This is a genomic window from Streptomyces sp. NPDC037242 (assembly GCF_055604165.1).
Map to the genome: position 1 here is coordinate 61,716 of NZ_JBVJUY010000006.1, position 13,651 is coordinate 75,366.

General features: G+C 71.7%; 14 protein-coding genes. 7 read left to right on the top strand and 7 right to left on the bottom strand.

Going from position 1 to position 13,651, the window contains the following annotated elements; genetic code table 11:
- Positions 1–48: 48 nt before the first annotated feature.
- The 5 genes from ACZ7GJ_RS09730 to ACZ7GJ_RS09750 form a co-directional block, all read right to left on the bottom strand.
- On the bottom strand, positions 49–423 hold the full coding sequence (locus tag ACZ7GJ_RS09730) for a hypothetical protein (protein ID WP_470750609.1): 375 nt from the start codon (positions 421–423) through the stop codon (positions 49–51).
- Between the two features lie 211 nt (positions 424–634).
- On the bottom strand, positions 635–2,098 hold the full coding sequence (locus tag ACZ7GJ_RS09735) for a multicopper oxidase family protein (protein WP_470750610.1): 1,464 nt from the start codon (positions 2,096–2,098) through the stop codon (positions 635–637).
- Between the two features lie 173 nt (positions 2,099–2,271).
- Complete coding sequence (locus ACZ7GJ_RS09740; protein WP_470750611.1) at positions 2,272–2,913, bottom strand: RDD family protein; 642 nt, start codon at positions 2,911–2,913, stop codon at positions 2,272–2,274.
- A 272-nt stretch (positions 2,914–3,185) separates the two neighbouring features.
- A complete protein-coding gene (locus tag ACZ7GJ_RS09745) occupies positions 3,186–3,770 on the bottom strand; it encodes a YdeI/OmpD-associated family protein (protein WP_470750612.1) in 585 nt (194 codons plus the stop codon).
- Between the two features lie 49 nt (positions 3,771–3,819).
- A complete protein-coding gene (locus tag ACZ7GJ_RS09750; RefSeq protein ID WP_470750613.1) occupies positions 3,820–5,754 on the bottom strand; it encodes a bifunctional metallophosphatase/5'-nucleotidase in 1,935 nt (644 codons plus the stop codon).
- Between the two features lie 244 nt (positions 5,755–5,998).
- Between ACZ7GJ_RS09750 and ACZ7GJ_RS09755 the strand changes: the two genes are divergently transcribed.
- The 4 genes from ACZ7GJ_RS09755 to ACZ7GJ_RS09770 all read left to right on the top strand — a co-directional run bounded on the left by ACZ7GJ_RS09755 (position 5,999) and on the right by ACZ7GJ_RS09770 (position 10,202).
- Complete coding sequence (locus ACZ7GJ_RS09755) at positions 5,999–6,730, top strand: carbonic anhydrase (RefSeq protein ID WP_470750614.1); 732 nt, start codon at positions 5,999–6,001, stop codon at positions 6,728–6,730.
- Between the two features lie 226 nt (positions 6,731–6,956).
- Complete coding sequence (locus tag ACZ7GJ_RS09760) at positions 6,957–7,196, top strand: chaplin (protein WP_470750615.1); 240 nt, start codon at positions 6,957–6,959, stop codon at positions 7,194–7,196.
- Between the two features lie 191 nt (positions 7,197–7,387).
- On the top strand, positions 7,388–7,744 hold the full coding sequence (locus ACZ7GJ_RS09765) for a hypothetical protein (RefSeq protein WP_470750616.1): 357 nt from the start codon (positions 7,388–7,390) through the stop codon (positions 7,742–7,744).
- A 160-nt stretch (positions 7,745–7,904) separates the two neighbouring features.
- On the top strand, positions 7,905–10,202 hold the full coding sequence (locus tag ACZ7GJ_RS09770; protein ID WP_470750617.1) for a HelD family protein: 2,298 nt from the start codon (positions 7,905–7,907) through the stop codon (positions 10,200–10,202).
- 50 nt (positions 10,203–10,252) lie between these two features.
- Here ACZ7GJ_RS09770 and ACZ7GJ_RS09775 read toward each other — a convergent pair whose 3' ends face one another.
- Positions 10,253–10,753, bottom strand: coding sequence for a hypothetical protein (locus tag ACZ7GJ_RS09775; RefSeq protein WP_470750618.1), 501 nt, complete (start codon positions 10,751–10,753; stop codon positions 10,253–10,255).
- Between the two features lie 184 nt (positions 10,754–10,937).
- Here ACZ7GJ_RS09775 and ACZ7GJ_RS09780 point away from each other — a divergent pair, with 184 nt between their 5' ends.
- The 3 genes from ACZ7GJ_RS09780 (at position 10,938) to ACZ7GJ_RS09790 (ending at position 13,279) form a co-directional block, all read left to right on the top strand.
- Positions 10,938–11,123 (top strand): hypothetical protein, encoded by a 186-nt coding sequence (locus ACZ7GJ_RS09780; protein WP_470750619.1) that lies wholly within the window; start codon positions 10,938–10,940, stop codon positions 11,121–11,123.
- 152 nt (positions 11,124–11,275) lie between these two features.
- The gene (locus ACZ7GJ_RS09785; protein ID WP_470750620.1) at positions 11,276–12,139 is read left to right on the top strand and encodes a hypothetical protein; all 864 of its coding nucleotides are present in this window, start codon (positions 11,276–11,278) and stop codon (positions 12,137–12,139) included.
- Positions 12,140–12,304: 165 nt separating this feature from the next.
- Positions 12,305–13,279 (top strand): NAD(P)-dependent alcohol dehydrogenase, encoded by a 975-nt coding sequence (locus tag ACZ7GJ_RS09790; RefSeq protein ID WP_470750621.1) that lies wholly within the window; start codon positions 12,305–12,307, stop codon positions 13,277–13,279.
- On the opposite strand, the gene ACZ7GJ_RS09795 is transcribed toward ACZ7GJ_RS09790, so the two are convergent.
- Positions 13,269–13,529 (bottom strand): hypothetical protein, encoded by a 261-nt coding sequence (locus ACZ7GJ_RS09795; protein ID WP_470750622.1) that lies wholly within the window; start codon positions 13,527–13,529, stop codon positions 13,269–13,271. The genes ACZ7GJ_RS09790 and ACZ7GJ_RS09795 overlap by 11 nt on opposite strands.
- Positions 13,530–13,651 lie beyond the last annotated feature (122 nt).

Sequence of the window (13,651 nt, forward strand, 5' to 3'; positions counted from 1 at the left end):
TGTCGGTACCGGTTCGCAGACGAACGGCGATGCCGTCCCCGACGACTCTCACACGGCCGAGAGCTCTACCGCCGAGAGATGGCCGGCCGGGGACGGCGCCGGCGACAGCCTCACCCCGGGGTGAGCAACCGGCTCCAGGGCGGCCAGCACCTCGGCCGCCGGGTACCCGAACAGGTCGACGCCCCGGAGAGCCACCGGCATGGCGGACGGCCCGGTCGGGGAGGCCCCGCACCTGCGCAGGTGGACGGCTGCGAGCCCGTCCCCGTCGTGGCCGGTGCGGCCCTGCCGGTCCGTGCAGTCGCCGTAAGCGAGCAGCTCCAGGCCTTCGTAGCGGGCCGCGAAGGCCCATCCCGCTTGGCAGACCCAGGTCTCGCGGACGTCCGCGAGGGTCGCGACGGCCCACTGGGCCTCTCGCTCGGGCATCCCAAACCGCAGAACGCCCGCATCGCACGGCAAGGCGAGACCCGTTCCCGGCAGCACTTCGAACATCATTCTCCCCCTACAGCCGTACCACCGTTTCGAACCGCTCCACCTCTGTCGGGCAAGTGTCCATGACGGCGGACCGAGGCGCCGCAGGGCGGGCACCCGCGAGCCGGAGGCGCAGACCCGCCCCCGGCCCGGCCGGCCAACAACCTCAGCGCACGCGGAAGTTCGCCATCATGCCCATCGCCGAGTGGTCCAGCATGTGGCAGTGGTAGACGTACGTCCCCTTGTACGTGTTGAAGGTGGCGTGCAGCTTCACCGTCTCGCCCGGCATGACCCGCACGGTATCCTTCAGTCCCGCCTCGCCCGGTGCCACCGGCACCCCGTTGCGCTCCAGAACCCGGAACTGCAGCAGGTGCATGTGGAAGTTGTGCGGGACGAACTTGTTGGCGTTGGTGACCGTCCACACCTCCGAGGTGCCGAACGCGACCGTCTGGTCGATCCGGTCCGGGTCCCAGACCTGCCCGTCCATGAGCCCCCGCGGCTCCTGGCGGCCGTCCTCGTCCACGCTCATCACGATCGTGCGCTGCACCGCCGGCGCCGGCAGCGAGGCGATCGCCGGCAGCGTGCGCAGCGTCGACGGCACGCTGCTGGGGTCGGAGGCGGTCCGTACGACGTCGAAGCGCAGCACCTTGCCCACCAGGTCGGGCGAACCCGGACCCAGGGTGTTCTCCAGGACGATCTTCGTGCCCACCGGGTAGCGGGAGAAGTCGATGACCACGTCCGCCCGCTCGCCGGACGACAGCCCGATCGAGTTGGTCGGGAACGGGCTCTCCAGCAGGCCGCCGTCCGACCCGATCTGGATCATCTCGCCGCCGTCCGACAGGCGCAGCTGGAAGAACCTCTGGTTGGAGGAGTTCTGGAGGCGGAAGCGGTACTTGCGCGCCGCGACCTCGAAGTACGGGCTCGGCTTCCCGTTGGCGAGGATCGTGCTGCGCCCGAACGCGTCGCCCATGACGTAGACGAGCTGCCCGGCCTCGTCGAACCGTGCGTCGCGCAGCGCGATCGGCACCTCGTACTGCCCGGACGGCAGCGGCAGGGCGCGCTCGGTCTCGTCCGAGAGCAGGTAGGTGGCCGACAGTCCGCGGTAGACGTGCTCGGACTCCATGTGGTGGGCGTGGTCGTGGAACCACAGCGCTGCGTTCGGCTGCTCGTTGAGGTAGGTGTACGTACGCGAGGTGCCCGGCCCGAAGGTGTCCATCGGCCCGCCGTCCTCCTCCGGCGGCACGTTGGCGCCGTGCAGGTGGATGGAGACCGGCATGTCGTGCGTGTTGCGGTGCCGGACGACGACCTTGCGCCCGCTGCGCGCGCGCATCACCGCTCCCGGGAAGTGCCCGTTGAAGGTCAGCACCTTGGTCTGCACGCCGGGCAGGATCTCCCGCTCGACTTCCTTGATGGTGACGGCGTACGTGTCCTGCCCGCCCCAGGTGGAGATCGGCGAGAGCACGGGCAGCCGGGGCATCTTCACGGTGAACGGGGCCGGCACCGCCACCGGCGAGGCGGGGGCCGCCTCGGCAGTCCGGGCGTTGACCAGTGGCAACAGCGCGCCGCCGGTTATCAGGGTGCCTCCGGTCGCGGCGATGGCACCGCCGATCACGCGTCGTCTGGTGACCATGGGATGTCCTCCTGGGTATGGGTGCACACGGCCGTTCTTCGCACATGTGTTGCGCCGCGAGTGCACCGGACCGGGCTCGCACGGCACTTGAGCCCGGGTGGTTCCCCTGACAGCCCGCACAACGGGCAGGGGCCCGTCCGAAACCGGACGGGCCCCTGTCTGCGGACTGCTGCTCAGCCCTTGTCGACCTTGATGACGACGGTGCTGCAGATCTTGTCGGCGAAGGTCTGCTTCTTCGCGTCCCACAGCGGCCACAGCCAGCCGAGGTAGCAGGGCAGGCCGTCGACGATGTGCGCCAGCTTGCGCAGGAACGCCTTGCCGAAGCCGAGCGTGCTCCCGTCGGCCTCGTTGCGCAGGCTGATGCCCACGACCTTCTTGCCGATCGTCTGGCCGGTCGAGCCTTCCTTGTACAGCTGGAAGAAGCCCATGCCGATGGCGTAGACCACGCCGATGAAGAAGAAGGCGCCGGGGTCCGCGGTGGCCGGGTCGTCGGCCATCGCGAGGTCGATGAAGCCCAGCGCGTACATCGGGCCGGCGATGATCAGGAGGTCGAGCAGGTACGCCCCGACGCGCAGGCCCCAGTGGGCCAGCGGCGGCATTCCGGCACCCGGCATGCCGGGCCCGGGCATCCCGGGCATGCCCGGAGCCGGCGGGTACGCGCCGTACGGCGGCGGCGCCTGCTGCGGGTACCCGTACTGCGGGGGGACGCCCTGCGGCGCCTGCTGCGGGTATCCGGGCTGACCCTGGGGCGGGTATCCGGGCTGCCCCTGCGGAGGCTGCTGGCTGTACGGGTTGTTCGGATCGCCGAAGCTCATGGCGAAGTCTCTCCAGGGTCTCAAACGGGGACGAAACGGCCGGAGCGGAGGGAGTTCACAACATGAGCGGTTTGCCCCCCTGCGCAGCCGCGATCTAGCGGCCCCATCGTGTTCGTAACATCGACTGCTTGTCCAATCCGTTCAAAGGGCTACGAGTCCCCCCGCCGGCGGCGGTCCCGAAGAACCCCCGAAGAACCCCCGAAGAACCCCGAAGAACCCCGAAGAACCCCGAAGAACCCCGAAGAACCCCGAAGAACCCCGAAGAACTCGGCTCAGCCGGACTCCCCGCCGCCCGCGAGCAGCCGCAGGGCCTTGTCGAGCCGGGCCCGCCGGGCCTCCGGCGTCAGGGCCTGGAGCACCGGCAGCATCACCAGGTAGCGCCCGGTCCGATCCAGCGCCTCGAAGGCCTCCTTGGCCTCCGGACGCGCCTCCAGCGCCGCCACGACGTCCGGCGGCACGGTCGTGGTCGCCGACCTCTGCGACTCGTAGGCCGCCGCCCACCGGCCGTCCTCCCGGGCCTTGCGCACCTCGGCCAGGCCGGGTGCGCGCATGCGGCCCGCCGCCGTCAGGTCCGCGACCTTGTCCACGTTCACCTGGGACCACAGGCTCCTCGGCCTGCGCGGCACGTACTTCTGCAAGTAGTACTGCCCGTCGAGGGAGCGCCGCTGCCCGGAGATCCAGCCGTAGCAGAGCCCGATGTCGACCACCTCGTCATCGGAGACGCTCGCGATGCCCGACTTCTTCTTGGCCATCTTGATCCACACCCCCTCGTGGCGCGTGTGGTGTTCGGCCAGCCAGTCCTCGAATGCCTGCGCGTCCGCGAAGGCGATGATCTGTACCCCGTTCAGCTCATCCATGGGCCGAGGCTATCCCCGTACGCGGCTCCGCGCGCCGCCCGGCACGGGGTCAGCAGACCGGGCGCCGCCCGGTGTCGCGGGCGGCCTCCTCGGCCGCCGCCACGGGCGTCGGCAGCGACGGCACCGGCTCGGACGGCGCGAGCAGTTGCGCCGGGAGCCCGGGGGAGGCGGCGGTGCCCTTGGCGGTGACCCGGCCGGTCGACACCGCCCGCAGCGTCCCGAGTTCGGCGACGTACGCGACGAAGCTCTCCATGTCGCGCCGATGGCGGACCGGATCCCGGAAGCCGCCGAGCGCCGGGTAGCCGTCCTGCCCGGTGAAGGTGTACGAGGTGGTCACCAGCCGGTACGCGCCGTCCGGCCGCAGCGCGGCGCCGCCGATGAGCACATCGGCCGGAGCCACCCGGTCGCCGACGGGCCCCGCCGGGTCGAAGGAGTACCGGACGTTCCCAGAGACCGCCAGCGGGGCGTACGTCAGCAGTCCGCGGGCGTCCTGCGCCCACTGCTGCTCCAGGGCGTCGTGCAACTGCCGCCCGCTGACCGTCGCGGAGACCAGCGGGTTCCCGTACCCGACGGCCCGCCAGGCCCGCTCGAAGCTGACGGGTGCCTCCGCGGCGGACCCGAGGAGCAGGTCGGTGTTGACGACGCTCCGGCCGATCCGCGGGGCCAGCGCGATCAGGGCGAGGTCCGTCGGCCCGTGATCGGCGCGGGGGCTGGTGTCGAACGAGTCCGGCGCCTGACCGGCCGCCCACAGCGCCCAGTCGGCCACCAGGTTGCCCATGGTGCTCTCGCCGGCCGGCGAGAGGGCGCGGCGGAAGGAGGCGCGCTGGCGGCCGATGGTCCTCGCGGCGTGCTGCGCGGCGTAGCCCTGCCAGTGGTCCACCACCTCCTGCAACTCCGGATCGGGCGTCACGTCCCGGGTGTTGGGGTGGTTGGCCGAGGTGGTCAGCTCGCGGACCACCGTCCCGGTCACCGGGTCGAGACGCAGGTTGATCTCGCCCACGAGCTGCCCGTGGCAGCCGGCCTCGACGAACGGCCGCGGCCGCCCCGCCGGGTCGGGCAGCATCATGTTGAAGGCCGAGTGCCAGTGCCCGGTCACGATGGCGTCGATGTCCGGGGACACGCGCAGCGCCAGCTCGTACGCCGGTCCACTGGGTTCGCTGCCGGAGTCGAAGTCTGTCCCGGCCGTCGCCCCGTCGTGCATGCTGAGGACGATGGCGCCCACTCCGCGCGCCTTCAGCTCCGCCGCGCAGCGGTTGGCCGCGGACAGCTCGTCCAGCGTCGTCAGGCCGGGCTGGAAGGAGTTCGGGAAGCCCTCCGAGCCCAGGGCCGTCAGGTGGATGAAGCCGATGGGCAACTGCCGTCCGTCCGGCGCCGGTACCCACTCGATGTTGTACGGGGGCAGCACCGTCGCCCCCGCCGGTCCGGCCACGGCATTGGCGCTGTAGTAGCGGAAGTCGGCGCCGTGGAACAGCTGCCCGCGCGAGTCGGGGAACGTGTTGGTCAGGCCGGCGCCCTCGTACGGGACGCCCTGCTCCATGTGCTGGACGAGGAAGCCGGGGGTGCGGTCGAACTCGTGGTTCCCGGCCGTCGCGAAGTCCAGCCCGAGCCGGTTGAGCGCCTCGATCGTGGGCTCGTCGGACAGTGTGAAGGCGGGGAACTCCCAGCCCGAGAAGAGGTCTCCGGGCGCGAAGAAGAAGGAGTGGTCCCGCCCGGCCCGCAGCCGCTCGAGGTGCGTGGCCATGTACGCGACCCCGCCGACGGTGTACTTCGCGCCGCCGGCTCCGGTGATGACGGAGTCCCGGGCCGGGGCGGCGCCGAGATAGCCGTGCAGGTCCGTGATGTGCAGCAACTGCACCTCGACGTACCCCGCCGCGCTGACGGCGTCGAGCGCCGCCCGCGTGGCCGCGGCCGCGGTGCCCGTGGCCGCCTGCCATCCGAGGATCCCGGCGCCGGTCAGAAATCCACGTCGGCCCAGCCCGCTCATCCGCGCTCCCGATCCCGCTGTGCCCGACGGGACCGCAGGAGCGTTCCCGGGCCAGTTTTCCCGCTGTTGGCCGCTCTCCGGTGTGCGGCGCGGGCCCCGTCGGTGAAAGTCCGGCGAACGGGTTCGGTGTGCTCGTCCGGAGCGTGGGACACGGTCGGTGGTGAACGAGCCTGCTCCTGGCCGGATCCCGCCATTCTCCGGACCGCGCGCGGCCGGCCCCGGGATGCGGGGTTAGCTTCCCCCAATGCAGTCGAACATACGGACTTCAGCCATCAGTTCGCCATCGCGCCGCGGGCTCCTGCGTACCGCACTGGCGGGCACGGCCGCGGCGGGATCCGTCCTCGCCCTCGGTTCCGCTTTCCCCGCCGCCGCACGACCCGCGACCGACAGCCGCCCCGTCACCCCGCAGGAGGCGATGCGCCGGCTGGCCGCCGGCAACAGGCGCTGGGCGGCGTACCGTCAGGAACACCCACACGAATCCCCGTCCGTACGCCTGCGGCTCACCGAGTCCCAGCACCCCTTCGCGATCGTGCTGGGTTGCGTCGACTCGCGCGTGCCGCCCGAACTCGTCTTCGACCAGGGGCTCGGCGATCTGCTGACGGTGCGCTCCGCGGGCGAGGTGCTGGACGAGGCGGTGCTCGGCAGCATCGCGTACGGGGTCCTGGAACTGGACGTTCCGCTGGTGCTGGTGCTCGGCCACCAGTCGTGCGGAGCCGTCGGCGCCGCGGTCCACGCGGACGAGACGGGAGAGCAACTGCCCGCCCACATCCAGTACCTGGCCGAGCGGATCCGGCCCTCCATCGACCGCGGCCAGCACGGTGAGGCCCGCGTCGACGCCACGATCGACGCCCACGCGCGCCGCACCCGCGAGCTCCTGGCCGCCGAGCCCGACATCGCGCGCCGCATCGCCACGGGCAAGCTGGCCGTGGTCGCGGCGCGTTACCAGTTGCGCGACCAGCGGGTCCGCACACTGTGAGCCGCGACCCTATTCGTACATCCACCGCATGAACGAACGTTCGCGATGGCAGGGCGGATTGGTCCGTCTTCCCCCCAATGCGCCCGCCAGGGTCATCCCTTCGAGGGAATGAGCCCCTGGAGACAGTCCTGAGCGGCTCCGGAGGACGAAAGAAGGGGTGCGGACCTGACCAAGGGCCGTGCGATGCGCCTCCCGGCACATCGCTGGAATCAGAAGGAGACATCTGATGTCGCGTGTTCTCAAGAGCGCCGCACTCGCCCTCGCCGCCGGCGCCCTGCTCCTCGGCGGAGCCTCCGTCGCCTCCGCCGACGCCGAGGCGCACGGCGTCGCCGTTGGCTCGCCGGGCGTGCTCTCGGGCAACGTGGTCCAGGTTCCCATCCACATCCCGATCAACGTGTGCGGGAACTCGGTGAACATCATCGGACTGCTCAACCCGGCCGCCGCCAACACCTGCATCAACACCTGACCGGCCCGGCCGGAGGATCCGCGCGGGTGACGGCAGTCGGCGCCGCCACCCGCGCGGCAGTTCGTCCGCCGCCGGATCCGCCCCCCCGCGTCCCGGTGGGGCGGACCGCGCCTGGACAATTGCCGGGAGCCGGTATCCGGCCACCCGACGTGCACGACCGGTAAGTCGTGCGGCAGGAATGGAGTCCCCCGATGGACGTACGGCACTTCGAGCGCATCACCGCGTTCATCGAGGCGCGCCTCACCCCTCTCTTCGCCGAGGAAACCGGCAGCGACAACGGCTTCGGGATGGACGACACCTCCCGGGCACTGCGGGCGCTGCGCAACGCGGTGCTGGAGGCCTCCGCGGTCAAGGGGCTCATCGAGAAGCGGGAGACGGCCGAGCCGGCACTGCGCCGTGCGATCGACCAGTCGGTCGAGCACCACTGGGACGTCCTGCGCGGCGTCGCCCGCCAGTGGGAGGACCACGCCGACTTCGTCCGGGAGTTCAAGCGCCACGCCTGGGAACTCGACGAGGCCCCGGCCCAGGCCCCGACCCCGGCCGCCTGACGGGCCGGAGCGACTCCCCGATTTCAGACTTCGGACGCAAAAATACCCCGGTCCCATTGGCGGCCGGGGTATTCGTCTGCGTATATTGGTTGTTTCACGTCTGGGCTCAACAATGACGTGAAGAAGCTTACGAGGACACTGTATCGCGTCAGGAGTGGAATTGTCAACCGAAGAATTCCGGAATGAGCAGCAATTCATCACCGGGCTCTACGCGCGCCTCGACGACTTGCGCTACCAGGCCGAACACGCCGTACAGGCGGCGCTCGGCGAAGGCGGCAACGGCGTTCAGGCACGACTGGAGCGCGATGTGCTCGTATTCGAACAGTCCGGTCTGCTTTCCGCTCTGAACTCGGGCGAGAACGGTCTCTGTTTCGGCCGGCTCGAGTTCTCCGACGGACGCGACCACCGCATCGGCCGTATCGGAATCAGGCAGGACGACGCCGAGCGCACGCCCCTCATTCTCGACTGGCGGGCCGAGGTGGCGCGCCCCTTCTACCTCGCCACCGGCCACTTCCCCATGGGGCTGCGCCGCCGCCGGCACATCACCACCCGGGGCCGCCAGGTCACGGGCCTGCACGACGAGATCCTCGACCTCACCGACAGCGAGCGCACCGGGTACGAGGGAGCCGACGCGGACGCGGTGCTGCTCGCCGCACTCGACGCCGCCCGCACCGGCCGCATGCACGACATCGTGCAGACGATCCAGGCCGAGCAGGACCGCGTGATCCGCTCCCCGCACCGAGGGGTGCTGGTCGTGGAAGGAGGCCCCGGCACCGGCAAGACCGCGGTCGCCCTGCACCGCGCCGCCTACCTCCTCTACGCCCACCGCGAGCTGCTCGCCAAGCGCGGCGTGCTGATCGTCGGCCCGAACCCGGCCTTCCTCGGCTACATCGGTGAGGTGCTCCCGGCCCTCGGCGAGACCGGCGTCCTGCTCGCCTCGCCGGGCGAGCTCTTTCCCGGCATCCGGGCCACCGCCACCGAACGGCCCGGCGCCGCCGCCGTCAAGGGCCGCGCCGAGATGGCCGAGGTCCTCGCCCGCGTCGTGAGCGACCGGCAGACGCTGCCCGACACCGTGCCCGCAGGCAGCGGCGAGGACTCCGACGTCGTCCCCGAACCCGCCATCGAGATCGACCACGACGACTACGGGACGCTGCTCCTCGACCGGGGCATGGCCCACGAGGCCCGTGACCGGGCGCGGGCCACCGGGCTGCCGCACAACCTGGCCCGCCCGTACTTCGCGTTCCGGATCATCGACGCGCTCACCGAGCAGCTCGCGGACCGGCTCGGCGCGGATCCCTACGGCGGACCCAACCTGCTGGGCCCGGACGATATCGCGCAGCTCGGCAAGGAGATCGCGACCAGCGCCGAGGTGCACGCCGCCATCGACACCCTGTGGCCGCAGCTCACCCCCCAGCGGCTGGTCTCCGACTTCCTGGAGGCGCCCACCCATCTTCCGCAGCAGGATGCCGAGTTGATCCGCCGCGCGCGGCGCGGCGGGACGGACGACTGGACTCCTGCCGACATTCCGCTCCTCGACGAGGCCGCCGAACTCCTCGGCGTGGACGACAGTGCGCAGCGCGCCGCCGAGGAGCGCGAGCGGCTGGAGCGCATCGCGTACGCGCAGGGTGTGCTGGACCTGTCGCTGGGGTCGGAGTCCTATGAATTCGAGGACATGGAGAACGAGTTCCTCGCCGCCCACGACATCGTCGACGCGGAGCGGATGGCGGAGCGGCACGAGGAGGCCGACCACCGCAGTGCGGCCGAGCGGGCCGCCGCCGACCGTACCTGGGCCTTCGGGCACGTCATCGTGGACGAGGCCCAGGAGCTGTCCGCGATGGCGTGGCGCCTGCTGATGCGGCGCTGTCCGACCCGTTCCATGACGCTGGTGGGCGACCCGGCCCAGACCGGCGACGAGGCCGGCTGCGGTTCGTGGCGGGAGATCCTGGAGCCGTACGTCGCGGACCGCTGGGACCTGGTGCGGCTCGGCGTCAACTACCGTACGCCGGCCGAGATCATGGATGTCGCCACCGCCGTCCTGCGGGCCCGGCGGCCCGACTTCGAGCCCCCGAGCTCCGTGCGGACCACGGGGCACCGGCCCTGGGTGCGCAGGGCCGACGACCTGGCCCATCTGGTCCGTACGGTCGAGGAGGCAGTACGGGAGGGCACCCCGGCCGAGGGCCGCCTCGCGGTGATCGCGCCGCGCCCGCTGCACGAGGCGCTGGCGCCCGCGCTGCCCGGCGTACGGGCGGGCGAGGGGCCGGACCTGACCCGTGCGGTCGTGCTGCTGGACCCGCGCCAGGCGAAGGGGCTGGAGTTCGACACGGTGATCGTGGTGGAACCGGCCGACCACCTGCCGAGCGACCTCTACGTCGCCCTGACCCGGGCCACGCAGAGCCTCGGCATCGTCCACACCGGCCGGCTCCCGCAGGGCCTGGGGGAGGCCGCCGAGGGAGCGTAGCCCCGGGCCGTCACCGCAGCCCCCGGTGCGGGGCCTGCGGTGACGGGAGGTCAGCGGAACAGCATGGAGGCTTCCCCGGCGGCCGTGGTGACCGAGCCGGGGCACAGGAAGCTGCCGGAGACCTTGGTCGCGGTGAAGGCCTGGTTGAGGTACTTGCGGGTGGCCCCGTCGCGGTTCCACGTGATGTTCGAGGCCTTGAAGCGGCAGGAGATGAAGCTCTGCTTGCCCGAGATGTCGATGGCGTCGGTCCTGGCGAGCCCGGCGGCGTCGTCGAAGGTGAAGGCGGGGTTGTTGTTGAGCGTGGCCGTGATGCCGCCGCTGCAGGCGAGGTTGCCGGCGGGCGGGTTGATGCTGGTGCGGTCGACGGTCAGGGCGGCCGGGGGGTTGGCGCTGGTGCGCGCGTCGGTCCAGCTGCAGGTGTTGCCCGCGACCACGATCGTGCCGTCCAGACGCTGATCGGCGGTGGGGCCGAGGGCCGAGGCCGCGGTCGTTCCACCGATGATCACCGCGGCCGCGAGGGCGGTCACTCCGGACAGTTTCGAGAGGTTCATCCTGCTGCTCCTCTTCGTCACGTGCTTGTGGGGGAGGTGGGGCACGCAGGAACGTGTCACAGGGACCTTGAAATGTCAGGACCATGTCAAGGATTGGCTGAATGGCTCCGGTTCGGCCTCCGTGGAACCGAGCAGCCGTTCGATGCGTCGAACTCTGCACAACCACAAGGGAATTGGGGGAGACATGGCGGAGAACGAGCCCGAGGAGACCGAGGCGGCAGCCGCGGACAACGTGCAGCACGCCGACTGGATCGGCCCGGGCGTGGCGCCGGACGGCTGGGTCGGCCCGACGGCGGTACCGGCCGAGCCGGAAGCGGCCGAGCCGGAAGCGACCGACCCCGACCAGCAGGACTGGGTCGGCCCCAGCTGACGGGCCCGGACCCTGGCCCACCCGGCGAGTGAACCGGCCGGGCTCCTGCCGACAGGGACTTCGGCAGGGGTCCGGTAGCCTGGCGGGGCTTGGCCGGGGGACCAGGCTGCTCCGGCTTTCCCCGGATCGACCACACACGGGGAACCACACACATGTCTGCTGCCTCCTTCCGGCGTTCGGCGTGGGCGGCGGCAGCCGTTCTGGCGCTCGCCACGCTGTCCGCCTGCTCCGGCGAGTCCACCTGCAAGATGCCCAAGGGCGTCACGACCTGCCTGACGGCGGCGCAGGTCAAGGACCTGGACACCGTGCACGCGGCGGGCCAGGCCCTGCTGGACTCGCCGGGCACGGCGTCCGAGGTGCTGTTCACCCCGCCGAAGGACGTCGACGGCGGCGTACCGAGCCCGATCCCCGGCACCGGCCAGTACCGGGGGGACGCGGCGGAGGCCGCCGCGGGCGGGTCGTACGAGATGCAGTTCACGGAGGACGGGCACACCGACACCGCCCGCTACGCCGGCGGGCAGACGTACGTCCGGTACTGGAAGGCCGTCGACAAGACGGGCAAGCCGGCCTGGGTGGCCCTGTCGCAGGGGCAGCTCGCGAAGAAGACCGAAGAACTGGGCGTCGTGGCCCGGCGGGCGCGCGCCGCGAACCCGCTGATGACCGCACGGCTGCTGGCGGGCTTCACCCCCGGGGCCCTCGCCTCCCTCTCCAGCTCCGGGACCGACGGGCGCGAACTGCACGTCTCCATGGACCCCATGAGCATGTCCCCGGCCGGTCGCGACATGCTCACGTCCGCCTTCCCGGACCACAGCACGGAAGAGGTCGTGGTCGACCTGAGGCTGGACGAGCACAAGCGGATCACCTGGTTCGAGGTGACCATGAAACTCGGGCACATGGCCGGCTCGGGCTCCCAGGTGCGGGTCATGCACGACTTCAAGCCCGCCGACGCCCCCGTCACCCTGGGCCCCCCGGAGGGGCTGATCAACCCGCCGAAGCCGACCCCTGCGGGGAGCTGACCGCAACTGCCACCTCGCGCGACCCGACCGCCTTGAGCGGAGCAGCCCTTAGGGGGCGGTCCCGGATGTCCTTGAGGGGCGTGCCCGCCTACCTTCGCGAGTAGCGCGGGCCTTCCGGCCGGCCGACCCATGGCGCGCCGAGGCGGCGCGCGGCACGGAGGCATAGTGAAGGCCATAGCCCAGGACCGGTACGGATCGCCCGACGTCCTGGAGTTCCGGGAGGTCGACAAGCCGGTCGTCGCCGAAGGCGAGGTGCTCGTACGGGTCCGCGCGGCCGCGGTCAACGCGCGCGACTGGCACCTCATGAGGGGCGACCCGTACGTGGCGCGCCTCGTGCTCGGGCTCCGCAAGCCGAAGGAGAGGATCCGGGGCACGGACTTCGCCGGCCTGGTCGAGGCCGTGGGCAAGGGCGTGACCCGGCTGAGCCCCGGCGACGAGGTGTTCGGCGAGGCGGACGGGGCCTTCGCCGAGTACGTGTGCGCCCCGGAGGGCGCGGTGGACCTGAAGCCCGCCAACCTCACCTTCGAGCAGGCGGCCGCGGTGCCGCTGGCGGGCAACACCGCACTCATGGGCCTGCGGGACCTGGGACGGGTGGGGCCGGGGCAGCGGGTGCTGGTCAACGGCGCGTCGGGCGGAGTGGGAACGTTCGCGATCCAGATCGCCAAGTCCCTGGGCGCCGAGGTGACGGGCGTGTGCAGCACGAAGAACGCGGACCTGGTCCGGTCGCTGGGCGCGGACCACGTCGTCGACTACACCCAGGAGGACTTCACCCGCGGCGGGCAGCGGTACGACCTCGTGTTCGACCTGGTGGGGAACCGCTCGCTGAGCGACATACGGCGCGCGCTCACCCCCGCCGGGACGCTCGTCCTCTCCGGCGGCGGCGTGTCCGAAGGCGGCAGCCTGTTCGGGCCGATGGGGCTCATCATCAAGGGGCAGGCGCTGTCGCGCTTCGCCGGCCACCGGCTGCTCGTCCTCACGGCGACACCGGACAGGGAGAACCTGGCGGAGCTCAGACGGCTCGCAGAGGCGGGGAGGATCAGCCCGGTCATCGACCGCACCTACCCGCTGAGCGAGGCAGCCGAGGCCATCCGGTACCTGGAGGTGGAGCACGCGCGGGCCAAGGTCGTCGTCACCGTCTGACGTCGGTCCAGACACCGCTGTCGACGATCGCGGCGCCGGGCCCGAGGCCGGCCGGCCTCGGGCCCTTCGCCGGGTCCTCCCGGGCGCGGTCCGGCCCACCGGGGCCGCGTACGAAGACCTCTGTCCGCTCTGCCGGGAACATGCGCTCGGTCCTGAGCGGGTACTCGCCCGGCTCCAGCCGTGGGCGGGCGGCGGCGCCCGGGCCGTCGAGGGCGCGGACGACACGGGCTCCCTCCGTGTCGGGGATCACGAGGCCGGCGTGCGAGAAGAGGGGCCCCGTCCGGTCCCACCGACAGCCGGTGCCCGGGTCCCGCGCCGCTTCGGGCTGGTCCGGGTCGACGTCCGCCTGCCAACCCGGGGGTCCCCTTCGGC